This is a genomic window from Bradyrhizobium elkanii USDA 76, assembly GCF_023278185.1.
In the GTDB taxonomy this organism is placed as follows: Bacteria; Pseudomonadota; Alphaproteobacteria; order Rhizobiales; family Xanthobacteraceae; genus Bradyrhizobium; species Bradyrhizobium elkanii.
Map to the genome: position 1 here is coordinate 758,657 of NZ_CP066356.1, position 20,185 is coordinate 778,841.

At 64.5% G+C, this 20,185-nt stretch carries 21 protein-coding genes; 13 read left to right on the forward strand and 8 right to left on the reverse strand.

Annotated features, from left to right (window positions below; translation table 11 throughout):
• The first annotated feature begins 58 nt into the window (after positions 1 to 58).
• A complete protein-coding gene (locus JEY66_RS03500; RefSeq protein ID WP_016843705.1) occupies positions 59 to 1,123 on the forward strand; it encodes an aromatic ring-hydroxylating dioxygenase subunit alpha in 1,065 nt (354 codons plus the stop codon).
• A 342-nt stretch (positions 1,124 to 1,465) separates the two neighbouring features.
• Positions 1,466 to 2,461 (forward strand): alpha/beta fold hydrolase, encoded by a 996-nt coding sequence (locus JEY66_RS03505; protein WP_016843704.1) that lies wholly within the window; start codon positions 1,466 to 1,468, stop codon positions 2,459 to 2,461.
• 91 nt (positions 2,462 to 2,552) lie between these two features.
• On the opposite strand, the gene JEY66_RS03510 is transcribed toward JEY66_RS03505, so the two are convergent.
• A complete protein-coding gene (locus JEY66_RS03510; protein WP_016843703.1) occupies positions 2,553 to 2,903 on the reverse strand; it encodes a RidA family protein in 351 nt (116 codons plus the stop codon).
• Between the two features lie 220 nt (positions 2,904 to 3,123).
• Positions 3,124 to 4,575, reverse strand: coding sequence for a CDGSH iron-sulfur domain-containing protein (locus tag JEY66_RS03515; protein WP_018269080.1), 1,452 nt, complete (start codon positions 4,573 to 4,575; stop codon positions 3,124 to 3,126).
• 105 nt (positions 4,576 to 4,680) lie between these two features.
• Between JEY66_RS03515 and JEY66_RS03520 the strand changes: the two genes are divergently transcribed.
• Positions 4,681 to 5,049 carry a winged helix-turn-helix transcriptional regulator gene (locus JEY66_RS03520; RefSeq protein WP_016843701.1) on the forward strand — a complete coding sequence of 123 codons (369 nt, stop codon included), beginning with the start codon at positions 4,681 to 4,683 and terminating at the stop codon, positions 5,047 to 5,049.
• Positions 5,050 to 5,269: 220 nt separating this feature from the next.
• A complete protein-coding gene (locus JEY66_RS03525) occupies positions 5,270 to 5,629 on the forward strand; it encodes a hypothetical protein (protein ID WP_016843700.1) in 360 nt (119 codons plus the stop codon).
• A gap of 78 nt (positions 5,630 to 5,707) precedes the next feature.
• Here JEY66_RS03525 and JEY66_RS03530 read toward each other — a convergent pair whose 3' ends face one another.
• Entirely contained in the window at positions 5,708 to 7,366 is a 1,659-nt protein-coding gene (locus tag JEY66_RS03530) for an FAD-binding dehydrogenase (RefSeq protein ID WP_018269079.1), read from the reverse strand.
• A gap of 279 nt (positions 7,367 to 7,645) precedes the next feature.
• On the opposite strand from JEY66_RS03530, the gene JEY66_RS03535 reads away from it, so the two are divergent.
• The 6 genes from JEY66_RS03535 (at position 7,646) to JEY66_RS03560 (ending at position 13,167) form a co-directional block, all read left to right on the forward strand.
• Positions 7,646 to 8,113, forward strand: coding sequence for a hypothetical protein (locus JEY66_RS03535; protein WP_018269078.1), 468 nt, complete (start codon positions 7,646 to 7,648; stop codon positions 8,111 to 8,113).
• A 155-nt stretch (positions 8,114 to 8,268) separates the two neighbouring features.
• A complete protein-coding gene (locus JEY66_RS03540; RefSeq protein WP_018269077.1) occupies positions 8,269 to 8,457 on the forward strand; it encodes a hypothetical protein in 189 nt (62 codons plus the stop codon).
• A gap of 18 nt (positions 8,458 to 8,475) precedes the next feature.
• The gene (locus tag JEY66_RS03545; RefSeq protein WP_026191944.1) at positions 8,476 to 9,066 is read left to right on the forward strand and encodes an SCO family protein; all 591 of its coding nucleotides are present in this window, start codon (positions 8,476 to 8,478) and stop codon (positions 9,064 to 9,066) included.
• Positions 9,067 to 9,157: 91 nt separating this feature from the next.
• The gene (locus JEY66_RS03550; protein WP_018269075.1) at positions 9,158 to 10,156 is read left to right on the forward strand and encodes a transporter substrate-binding domain-containing protein; all 999 of its coding nucleotides are present in this window, start codon (positions 9,158 to 9,160) and stop codon (positions 10,154 to 10,156) included.
• 143 nt (positions 10,157 to 10,299) lie between these two features.
• A complete protein-coding gene (locus JEY66_RS03555; RefSeq protein ID WP_018269074.1) occupies positions 10,300 to 11,940 on the forward strand; it encodes a lysine--tRNA ligase in 1,641 nt (546 codons plus the stop codon).
• A 189-nt stretch (positions 11,941 to 12,129) separates the two neighbouring features.
• On the forward strand, positions 12,130 to 13,167 hold the full coding sequence (locus JEY66_RS03560; protein ID WP_018269073.1) for an IS110 family RNA-guided transposase: 1,038 nt from the start codon (positions 12,130 to 12,132) through the stop codon (positions 13,165 to 13,167).
• 300 nt (positions 13,168 to 13,467) lie between these two features.
• Here the strand turns inward: JEY66_RS03560 and JEY66_RS03565 are convergent, their stop codons facing one another.
• Positions 13,468 to 13,953 (reverse strand): cupin domain-containing protein, encoded by a 486-nt coding sequence (locus JEY66_RS03565; protein ID WP_085964877.1) that lies wholly within the window; start codon positions 13,951 to 13,953, stop codon positions 13,468 to 13,470.
• Positions 13,954 to 14,135: 182 nt separating this feature from the next.
• Between JEY66_RS03565 and JEY66_RS03570 the strand changes: the two genes are divergently transcribed.
• Positions 14,136 to 14,921, forward strand: a complete 786-nt coding sequence (locus tag JEY66_RS03570; protein WP_225642150.1) for a class II aldolase/adducin family protein — start codon at positions 14,136 to 14,138, stop codon at positions 14,919 to 14,921.
• Positions 14,922 to 15,097: 176 nt separating this feature from the next.
• Here JEY66_RS03570 and JEY66_RS03575 read toward each other — a convergent pair whose 3' ends face one another.
• Positions 15,098 to 15,751 (reverse strand): S24 family peptidase, encoded by a 654-nt coding sequence (locus JEY66_RS03575; RefSeq protein WP_016844853.1) that lies wholly within the window; start codon positions 15,749 to 15,751, stop codon positions 15,098 to 15,100.
• A 200-nt stretch (positions 15,752 to 15,951) separates the two neighbouring features.
• Here JEY66_RS03575 and JEY66_RS03580 point away from each other — a divergent pair, with 200 nt between their 5' ends.
• Positions 15,952 to 16,296, forward strand: a complete 345-nt coding sequence (locus JEY66_RS03580; protein WP_026191943.1) for a DUF952 domain-containing protein — start codon at positions 15,952 to 15,954, stop codon at positions 16,294 to 16,296.
• Positions 16,293 to 17,390, forward strand: a complete 1,098-nt coding sequence (locus tag JEY66_RS03585) for a quinone-dependent dihydroorotate dehydrogenase (protein WP_016844851.1) — start codon at positions 16,293 to 16,295, stop codon at positions 17,388 to 17,390. The genes JEY66_RS03580 and JEY66_RS03585 overlap by 4 nt, the downstream gene beginning before the upstream one ends.
• A gap of 269 nt (positions 17,391 to 17,659) precedes the next feature.
• Here the strand turns inward: JEY66_RS03585 and JEY66_RS03590 are convergent, their stop codons facing one another.
• The 3 genes from JEY66_RS03590 to JEY66_RS03600 all read right to left on the reverse strand — a co-directional run bounded on the left by JEY66_RS03590 (position 17,660) and on the right by JEY66_RS03600 (position 20,162).
• Positions 17,660 to 18,985: an MATE family efflux transporter gene (locus JEY66_RS03590; protein WP_016844850.1), complete on the reverse strand. Its 1,326-nt coding sequence runs from the start codon at positions 18,983 to 18,985 to the stop codon at positions 17,660 to 17,662.
• A 114-nt stretch (positions 18,986 to 19,099) separates the two neighbouring features.
• Positions 19,100 to 19,834: an MBL fold metallo-hydrolase gene (locus JEY66_RS03595; RefSeq protein WP_016844849.1), complete on the reverse strand. Its 735-nt coding sequence runs from the start codon at positions 19,832 to 19,834 to the stop codon at positions 19,100 to 19,102.
• Positions 19,835 to 19,856: 22 nt separating this feature from the next.
• Positions 19,857 to 20,162 (reverse strand): DUF6460 domain-containing protein, encoded by a 306-nt coding sequence (locus JEY66_RS03600; RefSeq protein WP_016844848.1) that lies wholly within the window; start codon positions 20,160 to 20,162, stop codon positions 19,857 to 19,859.
• Positions 20,163 to 20,185 lie beyond the last annotated feature (23 nt).

Here is a 20,185-nt window from a genome sequence, read left to right on the forward strand (position 1 = left end):
CCCGATGACCGCAATCACCTAACCTCGTCGCAACCAAATCTTGCATCGGGAGGGTGAGATGGCTGACGACGGAATTTTCCTGCGCAACACCTGGTACGTGGCGGCGTGGAATCACGAATTGATCGACGGCAAGATGGTCGCGCGCACCATCCTGGAACGGCCGATCGTGCTCTATCGCGGCTCGAGCGGGAAAGTCGTCGCGCTGGACGATCGCTGCTGCCATCGCGCCGCACCGCTTTCGATGGGGCGCATCGAGGGCGACGACATCAGGTGCATGTACCACGGCATGAAGTTCGCGGCCGACGGCAAATGCATCCAGATTCCCGGTCAGGACACGATCCCCGCCAAGCTCGGCGTGCGCAGCTATCCCGTGGTCGAGCGCTACAATCTGATCTTCATCTGGACCGGCGACCCGGAGAAGGCCGATCCGAAACTGATCCTCGACTATCCGCCGCTCGAGGATCCCAGATGGCGCGGCTTGCCGGGTTACATGCACTACAAGGCCAACTGGCTCCTGATCGTCGACAACCTCAGCGACTTCGCGCATCTCGCCTTCGTGCACACCAACACGCTCGGCGGTTCGGAGGAGTACGCCTACAAGACCAAGCCGGTCGCGATCGAGAAGCTGGACGACGGCTTCCGCGTCGAGCGCTGGCACATGGCCGCCGAGCCGCCGCCCTACCACAAGAAGGTGATCCCGAACAAAACCGACAAGATCGATCGCCGCAATATCGGCCGCATGATCGTGCCCGGCATCTTCACGCTCGACACGACGTTTGCGCCGGCGGGGCAGGGCGTCGAGAAAGGCGTCCAGGTTCCGGGCACGCGGTCATATCGCAACGCGCAGTTCATGACGCCGGAGACGCGCTCGACCACACACTTCTTCTGGAACTACCTGCACGATTTCGACATCGACAACCCGAACATCGCACTGTCGCTGCGGCACAGCCTCGAGGAAGGGTTCAACGAGGACAAGGACATCATCGAGGCGCAGCAGCGCGTGTTCGACGCCGATCCGGACTATCAGCTGCTCGCGATCGGCGCCGATGCCCCGCTGACCTATTTCCGCTGGCTGTTCGCGCGCAAGCTCGAGGCGGAGAAGAGCACGGCGCGCGCCGCCTAGTCCGCTGAAACGATGGCTGTCACCACTCGGCGCCGGGATCGCGATATCGTGACGTCCCGGCGTGGCTGCCGTTCCAATAAGGTTGGCGTAAGGTGGTCAACCTGAATTCGTCGATTCTTGATCAGGGTCAAGGTGGCGACCCGCGCCGGCCTGACTATCTCGCTGGCGATCGAATGGTGAATGAGCTTGCCCGAAAAGACGGATCCATCGGATCGAAGTGCGAGCGCTAGTTGGGCGCAGGACGCTTGGCTATGGCCGTTTGAAGCCGCGCGATTGGCGCTGGACGTCTACTCGCAGTGGTACCCCAATCGTGCGCCCGAGCCCACAGATTCGCCGGGTGAAGTGGCGTCGCTGCCCTGGACGACAGCCCATTCGGTCGCGCTTCAGCTGCCGTCGATGTGCTTGCTGGATTTCTCAAGAGCGGCCGAAGGCCGGCCGTTGCTGGTCTGCGCGCCCTATGCGCTGCATCGCGCGCAGATTGCGGATCTCGCCCCCGGCTACAGCTTGATGGAGGCGTTGCAGAAGGCTGGCGTTGCGCGTCTCTATCTCACGGATTGGCGGTCGGCGGCACCCGAGATGCGATATTTCTCGATCGACACCTTTCTGTCCGATCTAAACGTGGCCGTCGACACGATCGGGCCGCCGGTCGACCTTGCAGGTCTCTGTCAGGGCGGCTGGCTGTCCTTGCTCTATGCGGCGCGCTTTCCCGGCAAGGTGCGGCGGCTTGTGCTTGCCGGCAGCCCGGTCGACGTTTCGGTGCCGTCAGAGCTTTCCAGGATGGTTGCCTCGCTGCCGCAGCAAGGCTTCGAGGCGCTGGTGCGTCAGGGGGATGGGATTGTCAGTGGCAAGCAGATGCTGAAGGTCTGGAGTATCCCGTTCAGTCTGCTTGACGTGGAAGCGGCGCTGCAGCGACGGCTCGACGGTACGTCGGAGGATGCACGGGCGCTGCTCGACCGTTTCACGCACTGGGACAGCGATCCCCTCGATCTGCCGGGTACCTACTACCTTGAAGTGACCGACTGGATCTTTCGCCAGAACCGGATTGCGGCCGGGCACTTCGTCGCGCTTGGCCGCAAGATCGATCTTGCTGCGGTGAAGCTGCCGGTCTTCCTGCTCGCAGCGGAGAACGACATCGTCGTTCCGCCCGACCAGGCGTTTGCGACGATGCGGCTGTTGGGCACGCGGCCGGCGTGGCTGCAACGAGAGACCGAGCCGTGTAGTCACCTCGGCCTGTTCATGGGCCGCAGGGCTCTGGCCGGTTCGTGGCGTCGGATTGCACGCTGGCTTCAGTCTGATCTCGGCGAGACCGCGAACGAGCGATCGCGTATCAGCGTGTGAGGTGTGATGTGAAATGCCCCGAACTGCGATTTTGCAATCCGGGGCATCCGACATCTATCGCGACAGCGTGCGGCGCGCTTGCTCGTCGTGCTTACTTGGCCGCGACAACCATGATCTCGACATTGTACTGCGGCGCCGCCAGCTTGGCCTCGACGGTGGCGCGGGCCGGGGTGTTACCCTCCGAGACCCAGCCGTCCCACACCGCGTTCATCTCCGCGAAGGTCTTCATGTCGGTGATGTAGATCGTCGCGCTGAGCAGCTTCGACTTGTCGGTGCCGGCCTTGGCGAGGTGGCCGTCGATGATCGTCAGGATGTCCTTGGTCTGGTCGGTGACGCTGCCGCCCGCAGCCTTGCCGGCGACGACGCCGGCGAGATAGACGGTGTTGCCGTGCACGACGGCCTGGCTCATGCGCGGGCCGGTTTCGAAACGCTGAATGCTCATTTGGGTCTCCACTGAATGGCGGGCATGTCTATAGCGTTTTCAAGCGAAGTGGCTACCGCTTCGCGTGAAGAAAACGCGTCAAAACAAGAGATCGACAGGTTTGGTTCTGATTTGATCAGAACCAAACCTCTAACCTGCCAGAGCGAGCGCCGCCACTGCACAATTTGCAGCGCCGTTCACCGAAATCGCCCGAAATTGCTCCGAGATCGGCTCGGCGCAATCAGGTCGGCGGAGTCTGCCCGTTCGCCCAGCGGGCGAACAGCGCCACTCGCGCGGCCGGCCAGGCGCCGTCGCAGGGCATGGTCCCGGCCTTGAGCCGTGCCAGGATTTGTTGACCGTGCCTGGCGACATCCTCCTCCTTCCAGAGATCGAAGGTGAACAGCATCGAACTGCGATCCATCGGCCGGAACAGCGGCCGGATGTGCTGCTCGAATTGCACGGTCTCGTCTGAACCGGGCGGTGCCTCGATGTCATCGTTCGTGGCCTGCGCATCGCCTGCGATTGCGGACGGCCGTGCGGCCGGCGTTGCGTTGCAGACCCACCACCATCGCGGCACCGGCATGTTCGGCGGCGGTGTTGCGCCGGCGCCGGAGTTCTCGACCGCGATCCGCGAGCCCCATTCGATATAGGCGACGAAGGCGGCGCGGAATTCCGGATCGCTCGGCAAGCCGGCATCGTCGGCGCTCTGCACCATGTAGGCGGCCCACAATGCGCGCTGCTCCGGCCGGATCTCCTTGCCGATGTGCTGCGACACCATCCGCCGATAGCCGCCATAGCGCTCGGTGTAGAAGCGCGGGCCGCCGAACACTTCGCTCAGCCACGCCGCCACCCGTTCGGGATGGTCCGGCGACATCTCGGCGAAGAGCGGCCCGAGCAGCGGATCCTCAGGCACGTAACGGCTGTAGAAGATGCGCGTCATGTCGAGCAGCGCGGGATAGCCGCCGGCCCATTCGAACAATGTCGGCTCGCGCATCGGATCGGGAATGGGATCGCGAAACGCAACGCTCCAGTGCATGCCGCTGCAAAACGGCTTGTTCAGCGACGCGCCGCAGCGGCACAGGCTGACATGCTCCTGCGACGCGCCCGCGTTCCGCGCGATCGATGCGCCGTCCTCATCGACCAGTTCGACATGGCCGGTGACGCGATAGGGCCCGTCCTTCGACACTTCGATCTGCGGCGGCCGGTTGACGTCAGACAGGTTGTCGTCACGCTCCGGGCCAATGCCGATGCCGAGCGCCCCCGACGGGCACCTGCGCACCGCGTTGATGAGATCGTCCAAGCGCGCGCCGCTCGGCGCAATGAACGGCTCTTCGTCGAGACGAAACACGGAGGCGAGCCGGTCGGTGCAGAAGCCGGAATGCGCGCAGGTGCCGCGATTGTCGAACACATAGGCCTGCTGCCCGGCATAGACGTCGAGCCTGTCCGGCACGCGCCGCGGATCCCTGGCGTCGGTGAAGCCGCGCGCGACGTGGCTGTCGTCGCAGAATGGCTGGCTCTGCGACTGTCCGCAGCGGCAGAGTCGCGCCGGCGCCGCGGCTGCGATCGGCACGCCGAGATGATCGACGATCGAAATGTCAGGGTCGGGTTCGTAGGGCCCGTTGCGTCTGACGACGATGTGCTTGCGCGGCTGTTGCTTGTCGCTTGGACCCTGGGCGGAATTGTCGTCTGTCATGCCTTGCAATGATCCCTGAACTCGCCCAACCCGTGCCAAGCGTGCTTAGATGGATCGATGGCGGCTCTCAACGAACCAGATGGAAAGTGCCGCGGGAGAGTTGCGATGATCCGCAAGACCAAGCGCAAATATGGTTGCCCGGTCGAGTTCTTGATCGATCAGCTCAGCGGCAAATGGAAGACGGTGATCCTGAGCCGGCTCAAGATCCGGCCCATGCGCTACGGCGAATTGCGCCACGACATCCCGCAGCTCAGCGACAAGGTGTTGACCGAGCGCCTGCGCGATCTCTGCAATTCAGGCTTCGTCAGGCAAGAGCGCGGCGGCGGCTCCGCGTGCTACTGCCTGACCAAACGCGGCGAGATGCTGAAGCCGATGCTGCAGGCACTCTACGATTGGGGCGAGGCCAACGCCGACACCTTCGGCGTCCGCTTCCTCGGCGCGGAGGCGGACCAGGGCAAGATGCGCAATTTCTGAATATTAGAAGAATACGTCTGAGTTGCCCGACGTGTCAAGTTGCTTGGTCGAACGCCGGCCACCGCCGGCTCCTTTGCATGGGGTTGTTTTCGATATTTTGGCGCCGCCCCCGGCGATGGTCGCATAAGCACTGGTCCAGAGAGCGGATTTCCGGCGGAACCTTAGGCAAGGAAAGCCCGTTGTCGCGGGACGTTGGGGGTAATCAACACAAGGAATAGTCATGCGCATCCGCATCTCTACGGCGTCCGTCATCGTTGCGGCGCTCTCGCTCGGAACACCTGCTTGGGCGCAGGTGCAGGGAACGCAACCGAAGGCGATGCCGCAGGCTCAATCTGATCAGCCCACCGCCATCCGGAGCATCCAGGTCGTGGACATCAAGGAACTCAAGCCCGACGCCCGGTCGAAGGTCGAGGCTGTCGTCGCAAAGGCAAGCGAAGAGGACCTGCGGAACCTTCGCGGTTCCATCGACGCCTCTGAAGAAGCCGTATCCGCGCTGAAGGCGAAGGGCCTCAGCTCGGCACAAGTTGTCGCGGTCAATCTCACCAACGGCATCCTGACGCTTTTCACCAAGACGGCCTGAACAAATTCGGACTCAGCAAATCGAGGCCCGCCGGTTCTGGCCGGCGGGCCTCAACGCCCGCATCAGGGAAAGGCGCGCCTAGTTCACCGCCTTCGCCGCCGCGCGCCCTGCGTTGCGGCCCGAGAACAGGCAGCCGCCGAGGAACGTGCCTTCCAGCGAGCGATAGCCGTGCACGCCGCCGCCGCCGAAGCCGGCGGCCTCGCCGGCCGCGTAGAGCCCGCGAATGATCTGGTGGTCGTTGCCGAACACGCGCGAATCGAGGTCGGTCTCGAACCCGCCGAGCGTCTTGCGGGTGAGAATGTTGAGCTTCACCGCGATCAGCGGGCCGTGCTCGGGATCGAGGATGCGGTGCGGCTTCGCGGTGCGGATCAGCCTGTCGCCGATGTAGCGCCGCGCATTGTGCAGGTTCATCACCTGCGCATCCTTGACGTAGGGGTTGGTGATCTCGCGGTCGCGCGCCTCGATCTGCGCCTTGATGGCGTCGAGCTGCAACAGGTCGTTGCCTGCGAGCTTGTTCATGGCACTGATGAGATCGGCGAGATTGTCGCGCACGATGAAGTCGGCGCCGTGCTGCTTGAACGCCTCCACCGGCGCCGGCGCGCCCTTGTTGGTGGCGCGCTTGATCGTCATGCGCCAGCTCTTGCCGGTGAGGTCGGGGTTCTGCTCCGAGCCCGACAGCGCGAACTCCTTCTTGATGATACTCTGGGTCAGGATGAACCACGAATAATCGTAGCCGGTGCCCATGATGTAGTGCAGTTGCCCGAGCGTGTCGGAGCCCGGGAACAGCGGCGCCGGCAGCCGCTTGCCTGACGCGTCGAACCACAGCGACGACGGTCCCGGCAGGATCCGGATGCCGTGACGCGGCCAGATCGGGTTCCAGTTCCGGATGCCCTCGACATAGTGCCACATGCGATCGCGGTTGATCAGCCGCCCGCCCGCCGCCTCGGTGATGCCGATCATGCGGCCGTCGACATGCTCGGGCACGCCGGAGATCATGAATTTGGGCGGCTCGCCGAGCCGCTTCGGCCAGTTCTGCCGCACCAGGTCATGATTGCCGCCGATGCCGCCGGACGCGACGATCACGGCCTGCGCGCGGAAGGAAAAATCGCCGACGACGTTGCGCGAGGAACTCTTGCCGCGCTCGACCGAGGTCGGTTCCAGGATCACGCCGCTGACGCCGTCGACCACACCGTTGGTGACGCTGAGCGCATCGACGCGGTGGCGGAACTTGAATATCAGCCGTCCGCTGTTCGCGGCCTCGCGCGCGCGGCGCTCGAACGGCTCGACGATGCCGGGTCCCGTGCCCCAGGTGACGTGGAAGCGCGGCACCGAATTGCCATGGCCCATCGCGTCGTATCCGCCGCGCTCGGCCCAGCCGACCACCGGGAAGATGCGATGGCCCATGGCGCGCAGCCAGTCGCGTTTCTCTCCGGCCGCGAATGCGACATAGGCTTCAGCCCATTTGCGCGGCCAGTAATCCTCTTCGCGATCGAAACCGGCGGCGCCCATCCAGTCCTGCAGAGCGAGGTCTGCGGAATCCTTGATGCCGAGCCGGCGCTGCTCCGGCGAATCGACCAGGAACAGGCCGCCAAACGACCAGAAGGCCTGGCCGCCGATGCTCTGTTCCCCTTCCTGATCGAGCACGATGACGCGCTTGCCTGCGTCGGCAATCTCGGTTGCGGCGACGAGGCCGGCAAGCCCCGCGCCAATCACGATCACATCTGCTTCCTCAGCCATGTTTGAGTCCCCCGGTCCCACCGGGATTCAAGACCGCCTCATTGCGCGTGGTCAACGCCAAATGGACCTTGCCTGTGGCGGCGGAGCACCAAGCACGTGCGCCACGCTGTTCCAGTTTGGGACCTTTCCCCAGTCCTACTGCAGCGTGCGCGCAACACCCAATTTGAATTTGTTTTGACCGGCTTCGCTCGTCTGGACAAAAATACGCGCGCGCAACACGCTCACGATTGTCTTGCATCACAGACCAAACAGATTCGGTTTCGACTGGGGCTGGCCAAAATGAAGTTGATGACGGGGTTGCTCGCTGCGGTTCTCCTGCTGGCGGGAATGGGGGTGTCTCAAGCTGTAGTCAGGATCGCCGACGATCGCGGCGGCAAGATCGGCGTCTATGTCGACAGGTATCAGGACCTGCGGACATCGGGCGAAACGGTCATCATCGACGGGCTGTGCGCCTCGGCCTGCACCATCGTGCTCGGCAAGGTTCCTCACGACCGGATTTGTGTGACCTCGCACGCCAGTCTCGGCTTCCATGCCGCCTGGGACTACGGCGACAACGGCCGCCCGGTCCCCAATCCCGAAGCCACCCATATGCTGTACCTGATGTATCCGCCGGCGGTACGCAGATGGATTTCGGAGCGTGGTGGCCTGACCCGACGCATGATCTTCCTGCGCGGCAAGCAACTGCAGGCGCTGTACAGGCCGTGCTACCTCAACGCTCAGGCCTCGGCGCCGAAGCCCGCGCACTAAGCTCCGGCTGCTTCTCTGTTTGACCCTCGTCGGCCATTGGCCTGGCATGCGCCGGGGCCATGGACCAGCAAGCCCCGGAATCGCTCGCCATCATTTGACGGCCTGCGACCGCCATTGCGCTTGCTGCCTGCCGGAACCGGGCTTATCTCAGCCCCATGGTTCAGCCGATCTCCACCCGATCCGAGCTCGTAACGGCTCCGCAGGGCCGGGTAGCGTCTGCGATCCTGTGGGGTGCGGCCGGTATCGGCGGATTGGCCCTGCTTGCCGCCGCCGCGCTCTGGTTCCACTACGGGACCGCGGTGTTTTTCGAAATGATCACGGCCGGCATCTCTGCCTGCTTCTGACAAGGACGTCCTCGCATCATGCCCCGGACCACGCGCCCATTGGTGATCTTCGCTGCCTTCGCGGGCAGTCTGGCGGTCGGCTTGTTCCTCATGCTGTGGGCGATCGGGGGCTTGCGCACCGTTGCCGCGCCGGCCGCGATCGGCGGGCCGTTCCAGCTCACTGACCAGTCCGGCCAGACCATTACCGACAAGAATCTCCAGGGTAAGCCGACCTTGATTTTCTTCGGCTTCACCCATTGCCCGGACATCTGTCCGACCTCGCTGTTCGAGATCTCGGAGGTCCTGAAGGCGATGGGCAAGGACGCCGATCGGGTGAATGCCTATTTCGTCTCGGTCGATCCGGAACGCGACACCGCCACCGCGATGAAGGATTACCTGTCGAGCTTCGATCCGCACCTCAAGGGCCTGACCGGCGATCCTGCTGCGATCGCCAAGGTGCTGTCGAGCTATCGTGTCTACGCCAAGAAAGTGCCGCTGAAGGATGGCGACTACACGATGGACCACACCGCGCTGATCTATCTGATGGATCGCGACGGTCATTTCGTCGCGCCGTTCAATCTGAAACGGACGCCGGAAGAGGCGGCGGCCGATCTCAAACGGTATCTCTGATCGCCAATTCCGGTTCAGAATTAACCCAATCGGCGCTCGCTTCAGGCGCCGATTCGGCTATAAGCCGTTCAATTTCCTGAAATTGCCGGTTATGCCAAATCCCCCTGTCCAGCCCTTTGCCGTCCGTTCGCGCCAGCGTCGCCTGGCCGCGGGCATGATCGCGGCTGCCTTGCTGGCCCTGGCGGGTCCTGCAATCGGGCAGACGCCTGCAGCGCAACCACCGGCGGCGAAGACGGCCCCCGCACAAGCGGCGCCCGCGACACCTTCGGCGCCTGCTGCCCCGTCGGCCCCGACCCTGCCGCCCAAGGCCGCCGCCGAGGCCGCGCCGCAGGCGGTGCCGGGCTTCTGGGACCCGCGGCGCCGGCCGGACCGCCCGGACCTGTCGCGCCTCACCGTGATCCGCTTCCTGACCGAGACCGACTATCCGCCGTTCAATTTCACCGGTCCCGACGGCAATCCGGCCGGGTTCAACGTCGACCTGGCGCGTTCGCTCTGCGACGAGATCAAGGTCACCTGCACCATCCAGATGCGCCGCTTCGAGACCCTGATCGATGCCTTGGCGACCAACCGTGGCGATGCCATCATCGCCTCGATGGCCGTGACGCCGCAGCTGCGCGCCAAGGTCGATTTCACCGATCCCTATTACCGCGCGCCGGCACGCTTCGTGTCGCGCCGCGACAACGTGATGCCGGAAATCCGCCCGGAATATCTCGAGGGCAAGAAGGTCGGCGTCATCGGCGGGACCTCGCACGAGGCCTACCTCAAGGCGATGTTCACCGACGCTGAAATCCATTCCTATCCGGATAACGACGCGCTGCGCGCGGCGCTGCGCCGCGGCGAGGTCGACTTCATCTTCGGCGATGCGATCTCGCTCGCGTTCTGGATCAACGGCACCGATTCCGCCGAATGCTGCGCCTTCTCCGGCGGTCCCTTTGTCGAGAGCCGCTATTTCGGCGAGGGCGTCGGCATCGCCGTCCGCAAGGGCAACGATCTGCTCCGGCAGTCGCTGAACTGGGCGCTGTTCCGGATCTGGGAAAAAGGCCGCTTCACCGATCTGTGGCTGCGCTATTTCTCGGTCAGTCCGTTCTGACGCTGTGGTCTTCACCTCTCCCCGCATCCGCCTTCGCCCGAAGGCGGGCTTCGGCGGACAAGAGAGCGGGGCGAGGGAGCGTCGTTTTGCATTTTGCCGCGAAAGCGTTAGTTTTCGCGGCCTTTTTGGAGAGAGCCTGAGGAATGTCCGTGATTGATCTTGCTGCCAGCCCGAGCGACCTGCGGGCGCTCGCCGAACAATCCAACGCCTGGCCGTTCGAGCAGGCGAAAGCGATTGTGGCGCGGCTGAAGAAAAATCCCAAGGACGAGGTGCTGTTCGAGACCGGTTACGGCCCGTCGGGCCTGCCGCATATCGGCACTTTCGGCGAGGTCGCGCGCACCACGATGGTGCGCCACGCCTTCCGCGTGCTCACCGAGGACAAGATCAAGACCCGCCTGCTCGCCTTCTCCGACGACATGGACGGCCTGCGCAAGGTGCCGGACAACGTGCCGAACAAGGAACTGCTGGAGCAGCATCTCGGCAAGCCGCTGACCAAGGTGCCCGATCCGTTCGGCACCCATCCGAGCTTCGGCCAGCACAACAATGCGCGGTTGCGCGCCTTCCTCGACCAGTTCGGCTTCGATTACGAGTTCGCGAGCTCGACCGAGTACTACACCTCCGGCCGCTTCGATGCCGCGCTGCTGCGCATGCTGGAGCGGATCGAGAAGGTGATGGCGATCATGCTGCCGTCGCTGCGCGAGGAGCGGGCGGCGAGCTACTCGCCGTTCCTGCCGATCTGCCCGCGCACCGGCCTCGTGCTCTACGTGCCGGTGACGGCGCACGACGCCAAGGCCGGCACGATCTCGTATGAAGATCCCGAGACCAAGGAGAGCGTCACGGTTCCCGTCACCGGCGGCCGCTGCAAGCTGCAATGGAAGCCGGACTGGGCGATGCGCTGGTACGCCCTCGGCGTCGACTATGAAATGGCCGGCAAGGATTTGATCGACTCGGTGAAGCTGTCGGGCAAGATCTGCTCGGCGCTCGGCGGCACGCCGCCGGAAGGCTTCAACTACGAACTGTTCCTCGACGAGAAGGGCCAGAAGATCTCGAAGTCGAAGGGCAACGGCCTGACGATCGACGAGTGGCTGCGCTACGCCTCGCCGGAGTCGCTGTCGCTGTTCATGTATCGCGAGCCCAAGGCGGCGAAGCGGCTGTATTTCGACGTCATCCCGCGCAATGTCGACGACTACCAGCAATTCCTCGACGGCTTCAGGCGGCAGGAAGCGCGGCAGCAGCTGCAAAATCCGGTCTGGCACATCCATTCCGGCAAGCCGCCGCACGCCGACATGCCGGTCACCTTCCAGCTCTTGCTGACGCTGGTGTCGTCGTCGAACGCGGAGAATGCCGAGACGCTGTGGGGCTTCATCGGCCGTTACCGGCCGGGCGTGACGCCGCAGACCCATCCGAAGTTAGATGCGATGGTCGGCTACGCCATCAACTACTATCGCGACTTCGTGGCGCCGACCAAGCAGTTCCGCGAGCCGACCGACGGCGAGCGGGCCGCGCTGCAGGACCTGCGCGATGCGCTTGCCAACATGCCGGCGAACGCGAGCGCGGAAGACATCCAGAACGTGGTCTATGAGATCGGCCGCCGCGAGCCGTTCCTCGACATGGTCAGGAAGGGCAAGGACGGCCGTCCCGGCGTCTCGCTCGACTGGTTCAACATGCTCTACCAGGTGCTGCTCGGCCAGGAGAAGGGCCCGCGCTTCGGCTCCTTCGTCGCGGTCTACGGCGTGCAGAACGCGGTCAACATGATCGACGGGGCGCTGGCGCGGTCGTCGTAGATGGGTGCACTCTGACTGTTGTCGTCCCTGCGAAAGCAGGGACCCATAATCACAGGCCTTAGTCGCTGAAGCGAGCTGTGGCTCCAGCGTCGCGACATACGACCGTTGGTGGTTGATGGTGTGGACGGCCCCCTACGGCATCAGTGTGCCAGAATGAGGTTGTCTAGATCTCATACATGGGAGCCGTCCGTGAACCAGATTATCCGCATTGGGATTGATACGTCGAAGTATATTTTTGTGCTGCATGGGGTTGATGCGGCGGAGCAGGTGGTGCTGCGCAAGAAGCTGTCGCGCAAACAGGTGCTGGAGTTCTTCGCCAAATTGCCGCCGACCGTGATCGGGATGGAGGCCTGCGGGGCTTCGCAACATTGGGCGCGGGAGCTTTCCAAGCTCGGTCACGAAGTGAAGCTGATGGCACCGCAATTGGTTAAACCCTACGTGATGCGGAACAAGAATGACGGGCGGGATGCAGAAGGTCTGTGTGAAGCGATGAGCCGGCGGAGCATGCGCTTCGTGCCGGTGAAGACGGCCGAGCAGCAGGCTGCGCTGATGCTGATGGGCGTCCGCGACGGATTGATCGTCCGGCGCACCCAGCTGACCAATACGATCCGCGGCCATGCGGCGGAGTATGGCCTGATCGCACCCAAAGGACTGGACGCGATCGAGCCACTGCTGGCGCGGATTGCGCAGGACGAGACGCTTCCCGCCCTGGCACGCGAGCTGTTTGTGGTGCTGGGCCGGGAGCGCGCCAGGCTCGAGGGTGAGTTGAAGGCGGTTGAGGCCAAGCTGATGGCCTGGCACCGCGGCGATGCCACGGGCCGGCGCCTGGCTGAGATCCCCTCGGTCGGTCCGATCGTTGCAACCGCGCTGGTGATGAAGACACCTGATCCGCACGCGTTCCGTTCTGGTCGTCATTTTGCGGCCTGGCTGGGATTGACACCCAAGGACCACTCTACCGCCGGCAGGACCAGGCTTGGCAAGATCACGCGGGCGGGCGATGAGGACCTGCGCCGTCTGCTGGTCATCGGGGCCACGGCGGTGATCCAGCAGGCCAGGCGCGGACGCGGTCATCACTCGCGCTGGCTGCTGGCCCTGATCCAGCGCAAGCCGCCGAAGCTTGCGGCCGTGGCGCTTGCCAACAAAGTAGCCCGTATCGCCTGGAAGTTGATGGCGACGGGCGAGAGTTACGAGGCGGCACGGATCAAGCCCATGACAGCCGCCGCCTAATCGATTGGCCGGCCGGCGGGCTCGCTCGCCGGTCGACCCGGAGCTGCAGGAGCAGATGGAGCGATCGATCGAGCAACGATGCGAGACAATCCGTGGGACCCATCGGCCGTCAACAGGTCGCCTGGTTGTTTGGAACTCGCATCGCGCAACCCATCTTGGCCAGCGATCGACCGATCGCACTCAACAGGCCGGACATATGGATGCAAGCGATCCGATCTCACCAAAAAGCTCTTGTGCCACGGGGGCCGTCCACATATGGGTCCCGGCTCAAGGCCGGGACGACAGCGGAAGTTGCGGCGCCTACAGCGGCTCGCCCTTCTTGGTCGTGAACTTGTACGCGCCGTCCGTGCCGAGGACGGCGTGCATGTCGACGTCGGGATAGCTGATCTCGTCGCCGGCGCTGCGGTCACCGATCACCAGCAGCTTGACGTCCCTCTCGGTGCGGTTGATGAAACGGTGCGCGTCCCCGGTGCCCGCGGGGAAGCCGGCACACATTCCTGCCGTCAGGACCTGTGCGCCGCCATTGGTCTCCAGCACCACTTCGCCATCCAGCACATAGACGAACTCGTCCTGGCGCGAATGGGCGTGGCGAAAGGACGATTGGCCGCCCGGAACGATCCGCGTCAAAATGACACCGAAGTTCGTCAAGCCGGCATGATCGCCGAGCCGGCGGTTGTAACGCATCTGGTTGGTGGCACGGTGCCGCGGCGGGATGCTGGTGGCGTTGGTCTCGGCTACCGTCTCCGGATCAAAAGCCGGCAGTTTTGGCCTGGCGTCGTCGGTCATTGCAGTCGGTCCGCTGTCGTTGGCTTTGCGATGCATCATCACATAATGACGCCAAGCCCGCAAAATTCGGATAGCAGGCCATCGGCAATTTCACCGGAGCCTGGCGCCGGATTGCGCTACAGTTGCATCCATAAAATCAGCACGGCCTCCGCCGAGAGGCCGGCACAGATGGGAGCATGCGCATGCAGTTCAGGGTTTCGCCGACATCGCTGCAGGACAGTTCGAGCGCCGAGGAATGGCAGGCGCGGGTCGATCTCGCGGCGGCGCATCGGCTCGCCTACATCCACGGCTTTTCGGAAGGCATCTTCAACCATCTCACCTTGGTGGTGCCCGGCCGCACCGACCGCTACTACCAGATCCCGTTCGGCATGCATTGGTCGGAGGTGACAGCATCGTCCTTCATGGAGGTCGGCATTGACGATGCCGAGGTGAAGCGCGGCGAGGGCGAGGTCGAGCGCTCCTGCTATTGCATCCATGCGCCGATCCACAAGGCGCTGCCGCAGGCCAAGGCCGTGTTCCACACCCACATGCCGTATGCGAGCGCGCTGACGCGGCTCGAGGATCCGCGCATCAAGGAGATCGGGCAGACCGAGGTCGGTCTGTCGGAAGCGATTGCCTATGACGATCTCTACACCGGCCCCGCGCTCGATCCCGAGGAAGGCGCACGGCTCGCAAGGGTGATCGGCAACAAGACCATCCTGTTCATGGCCAATCATGGCATCTCGACCGTCGGCGAGACGGTCGCCGATGCTTATGACCGGCTCTATTACATCGAACGCGCCGCGCAGGTGCAGATCTACGCAATGTGGACGCAGCAGCCGCTCAAGCAATTGCCGCAGCATGTGGTGGAGAAGACCAAGCGCGATTTCCGCGACGACCATCTCTACAACGGCCCGTCCCCGGCGCAGCGGCATTTCGATGCGCTGAAGCGGATGCTGGATCGCAAGGAGCCGGACTACGCGACGTAGGGCCGGCAGCGCCGCAAATTTCACCGTCGTCCCGGCGAAAGCCGGGACCCATTACCACAGGGTCGAGTTGTGGAAGCGCGCTGCGGCCCCAGCGTGGTGTAGCAATAATCTTCGGTGGCTATGGGTCCCGGCTTTCGCCGGGACGACACTGGTTATGTGGTGATCGACGTGCCCGGCTACTGGCTCGCCCACACCACGCGTGCGATCCACGCGACTTCTTCGGCATCGAGCATGCGGTCGGGGTGCTCCGGATTGAGCGACGCGAGTTCCAGCATCTTGGCGGTACGGCGTCTCAATTCCTTCACCATCACCTCGCCGCCGGTCGTGCGCACCACCACGCGGTCGCCGCGGCGGATCGCGGTCGCGGGTGACACCACGATGATGTCACCTTCGCGATAGGCCGGCTTCATCGAGTCGCCCTCGATCTCCAGCGCATAGGCGTGCTCGTCTGATGTCGCCGGCAGCGCCACTTCGTCCCAGCCCTTGCCGGCGGGAAAGCCGCTGTCGTCGAAATAGCCGCCGGCACCGGCCTGCGCGAAGCCGATCAGCGGCACCGACTGTCCGCCGCGTGCGCCATCGCCGAGCAACTGCACGAAGGTCTCCATGCTGGCATTGCTCGCCGCCAGCGCCTTGGAGAGCGATTCGGTCGAGGGCCAGCGCTCGCGCCCGTCGCCCGTCACGCGCTTCGACTTGTTGAAGGTGGTGGGGTCGAGTCCGGACTGCTTGGCAAGGCCGGACGGCGACAGCCCGGCACGTTCGGCGAGCCGGTCGAGCGCGGCCCAGACCTGCGCGTGGGTCAGCGGTCGGGTGGCTTTGGGCTGTTTGGCCATCGAGGGTATCCCGGATGGTAGGAATTATTGCCTGAAACTTGGCGTTTTCGCAAATCTGTCGGCCGATGTGTCCCGGCACCGCTTGAGTTGCGCCGCCGCCGTCGATACGGTCCCTCGCTCGCCAGATGGCGTCTGGGGCATTTCCCCTCAAATCCGGATAAAACCCCAAGAGACTCAAGGACAAAAGGGAAGGCCGGCCCGTGCCGATGATCTACAAAATCACCCCCGCTTCGGCTTGGCGCGAGGCCGAGCGGCAGGGCGTGTACCGGGGCAGTGCCGACGACCAACGCGACGGCTTCATCCATTTTTCCACCGCCTCCCAGGTGGCCGAGACCGCGCGCAAGCACTACCACGGGCAGACCGGCCTGTTCCTGGTCGCGGTCGATGCCGATGCGCTGGGCGATGCCCTGCGCTGGGAGCGGTCGCGCAATGACGAGCTGTTCCCGCATCTCTATGGCGAACTCGACCTCGGCGCGGTCACCGAGATCCTCGACCTGCGCGCGCGCTCCGACGGTGGCCACGACGTTCCGGAGCTCAAGCCGTGATCCGTGCCTTCGACGCCTTCTCGCTGCCGCTGCTGCGCTGGTTCGATCCCGAGGATGCCCATCGCATGGCGATCCAAGGCCTGAAGCTGCTGCCGCCGATCCGGCAGCGGCCGGATGACCCCAAGCTCGCGGTGCGCGCCTTCGGACTCAACTTTCCAAACCCGATCGGCATGGCGGCGGGGTTCGACAAGAGCGCCGAGGTGCCCGACGCGCTGCTCCGGCTCGGCTTCGGCTTTGTCGAGATCGGCTCGGTCACGCCGAAGCCGCAAGGCGGCAACCCGCGGCCGCGGCTGTTTCGCCTCGAGCGCGACGAGGCCGTCATCAACCGCATGGGCTTCAACAATGACGGCGCGGAGGCCGTGCTGCGGCGGCTCGCCGCGCGTGCCAGCGCCGGCGGCATTGTCGGGGTCAATGTCGGGGCCAACAAGGATTCGCCCGACCGCGCCGCCGACTATGTGAAGCTGATCGAGACCTTTGCGCCGGTCGCGAGCTATTTCACCGTCAACGTCTCTTCGCCGAACACGCCCGGCTTGCGCAATCTGCAGCAATCGGCCGCGCTCGACGATTTGCTGGCGCGGGTCATCGACACCCGCGAGCGCGTGCGCAAGAACGCCGGCGACTCGCCGGTCCTGCTCAAGATCGCGCCGGACCTCAGCCTTGCCGAGCTCGACGACGTCGTGCACATCGCCCGCTCGCGGCGCGTCGACGGCATGATCGTCGCCAACACCACGCTGGCGCGGCCCTCGACCTTGCGCGAGGAGAATCGCGCCAAGGAGCAGGGCGGCCTGTCGGGCCGTCCGCTGTTCCGGCTGTCGACGCGGATGGTGGCCGAGACCTATGTCCGCGTCGAAGGCGCGTTTCCGCTGATCGGCGTCGGCGGCATCGATAGCGGCGGCGCCGCACTGACCAAGATCCGCGCCGGGGCCAGCCTGATCCAGCTCTATTCCTCGCTGGTCTACAAGGGCCTTGGCCTCGTCGACGACATCAAGCGCGATCTGTCCTCGACCCTGCTGCGCACCGGCCGCGACTCGCTGTCGGAAATCGTCGGCGCCGATGCGGCGACGATTACCGCCGAGGACTGGCCGGTGAGGTAGGTGCGTGTAGCCCGGATGAAGCGAAATCCGGCTGCGCTCTAACCTCCCCTTGAAAAGGGGAGGTCGCTTTGCTCGCCAGAGCAAAGCGGGTGGGGATCAGCTCTCTCCATGAGCTGCGTCGCCTGCGGCTGGACCCCATCCCGACCTTCCCCCTTTCAGGGGGAAGGGGAAGAGAACTTCGTAGCCCGGATGCAGCGAAGCGCAATCCGAGACAGTATCGCTGCGGATACAGACCCCGGATTTCGCTTCGCTGCATCCGGGCTACGGACTTACGCCGTCTTGAATGTCTTCCTGAGCAGCGCCGGATAGCGCAGGCCTTGCAGGCCGCCGCGTGCGACGTAGAAGCCGAGCAGCGCGATCCACAGTCCGGTGTTGCCAAACGAGCTGAGCGCCCACCAGGTGGCGAGGAAGATCGCGAGCGAGGCCAGCATCAGATTGCGCATCTCGCGTGCCCAGGTGGCGCCGACATAGATGCCGTCGAAGCCGAACGCGAACACGCCGGGCAGAGGTGCCAGGATCACGAAGGGCAGGAACGCGCGCGCATAGCGGCGCACGTCGTCGCTGGTCGTCATCAGATTGATCAGCGCCGGTCCGAACAGCGCGAACAGCACCGATACGACCAGCGCAAAGCCGATGCCCCACAGCAGCACCAGCCGGGTCGAATCGGAAAAGCCGCGGGCGTCGCGCGCGCCGAAGGCGCGGCCGCACAGCTGCTGGGCGGCGTTGGCGAGACCGTCGAGGAAGAAGGCGCTGACCAGCAGGAAATTGTTCAGCACCGAATTCGCCGCCAGCGTCACGTCGCCTTCGCGCGCGCCCTTGGCGGTGAAAAACAGGAACACGACGATCAGCGCCGCGGTGCGGACCATGATGTCGCGATTGACCGCCAGCATGCGCATCAGCTTGGCGCGGTCGAACAGCGTGGCCGCGGGAACGGCAAAGCCGCCTTGCGAGATCCGCCACGCCACCACGATGCCGACGGCGAAACCGGCGGTCTCGGCGAGCACGGCGGCGATCGCGGCACCGGCAATGCCGGCGCCGTAGACCTGCACCAGCAGCACGGTCGCGGCCATGTTGATCAAATTGATCACGATCTGCAGCGCTAGCGCCAGATTGGCGCGGGCCTGGCCGACCAGCCAGCCCAGGATGACGTAATTGGCGAGCGCCAGCGGCGCCGACCAGATCCGGATCATGAAATAGCTCTTGGCCGCGCGGGTGACGCCCTCGCTGCCGCCCATCAGCTGGAACGTGACCGCGGCGAGCGGCACCTGCAGCGCGATCAGCGCCGCGCCGATCAGGCCGGCGACGATGAAGCCGCGCACCAGGATCGCGGCATATTCCTTGATCTCGCCGGCGCCCTGCGCCTGCGCGGTGAAGGCCAGCGTGCTCATGCGCAGGAAGGCGAACAGCCAGAACAGGCAGTCGAAGATCACCGAGGCCATCGCCACCCCGCCGAGCAGCGCGGCGTCGTCGAGGCGGCCGATCGCGGTGGTCGAGACGATGCCGATCAGCGGCGTAGTCAGGTTGGCGACCATCGCGGGGCCGGCGATGGCGAACACCTGGCGCGTCGTGATCTTCGGGTGGATGGGTGCGTGCATGGCTACAATTGCAAGGAATATACGTTTCTATCGCGACATCCGTCGCGCGACCATGCCGGAATTGTTCTCAGAGCAATGCAGTGGCGGAAGGTCGGCGGGCAAGGCATTGCATGGTCAGAGCTCCACGACCATGCCGTCACTCGCTGCCGTGTAGGGCAGGTCATCGATGCGGCCGAGCACGTCGTCGCTCATGTGGGTCAGCACCACGCGCTTGGCGTTGATGGCGGGCAAATGCGCTTCCAGCGTCTTCAGGCTGAGATGGTTCTTGACCGTTTTTTCGTACATGTAGGCTTCGGCGATGAAGAGGTCGGCATCCTGCGCCGCCGGGATCAGCGCGTCGGTCCATTCGGTGTCGGCGCTGTAGCTGATGATGCGGCCTTCCGCCCCGACGCGGTAGGCGAGGAACGGCCCGCCGGATTCGCCATGCACGACAGGGTAGGGCGTCACGGTCACCTCGCCGAAGCTGCGCGTTTCGCGCGGCGCGAGCGTGACGACGGACAGATCGAAGCGTTGTTTGGTTTTGGAGGAATGCTCGAACATCACCTCCATCACCGCCGGCAGTTTCGTTTCGATGCCTTGCGGCCCCGCGATCACCAGCGGCCGGGTGCGACGGGAGAACTGCGCGTCGAGCAGGAAGAACGGCAGGCCGGCAAAATGATCGCCATGGAAATGCGTGATCAGGATCAGGTCGATTGCGTCGCGGTCGATCTCGAGCCGCTTCATCGTCGGCAGCGACGAGGCGCCGCAATCGATCAGAAAATTGCTGCGCGCGCCGCAGACGTGGAAACAGGTGTTGAAGCGGCCGCCGGAGCCGAATGCATCGCCGCAGCCGACAAATCGCAATTGCATCGGCTGCGCACTCTCCCTGGGATCAGCGGCCGCGCGGCGCGCCGAACAGCCGCGACAACAGCCAGATCGGAATCACGATGACAGCGCCGAGCAGGAAGTAGCGCCAGGCCCAGTTGATCGCGTCGAAGCCGAAATCCCAGATGCTCTGGAACAGCCGGCGGATGCTGGTGAGGATGTTCCATGGATCTAGGCCGATCGCGGCGAGCACGACACCGACCAGAATCGACAGCAGAATCAACCGGAACGCCACGGAGAGCGGCGATCCGCCGAGAAAGCGGTACAGGCCGTCGCTCCGGCCGGCCGGCAAGTCCCGGATATTGTCTGGCATTGCTGTCTCCCGCGGAATCGCCC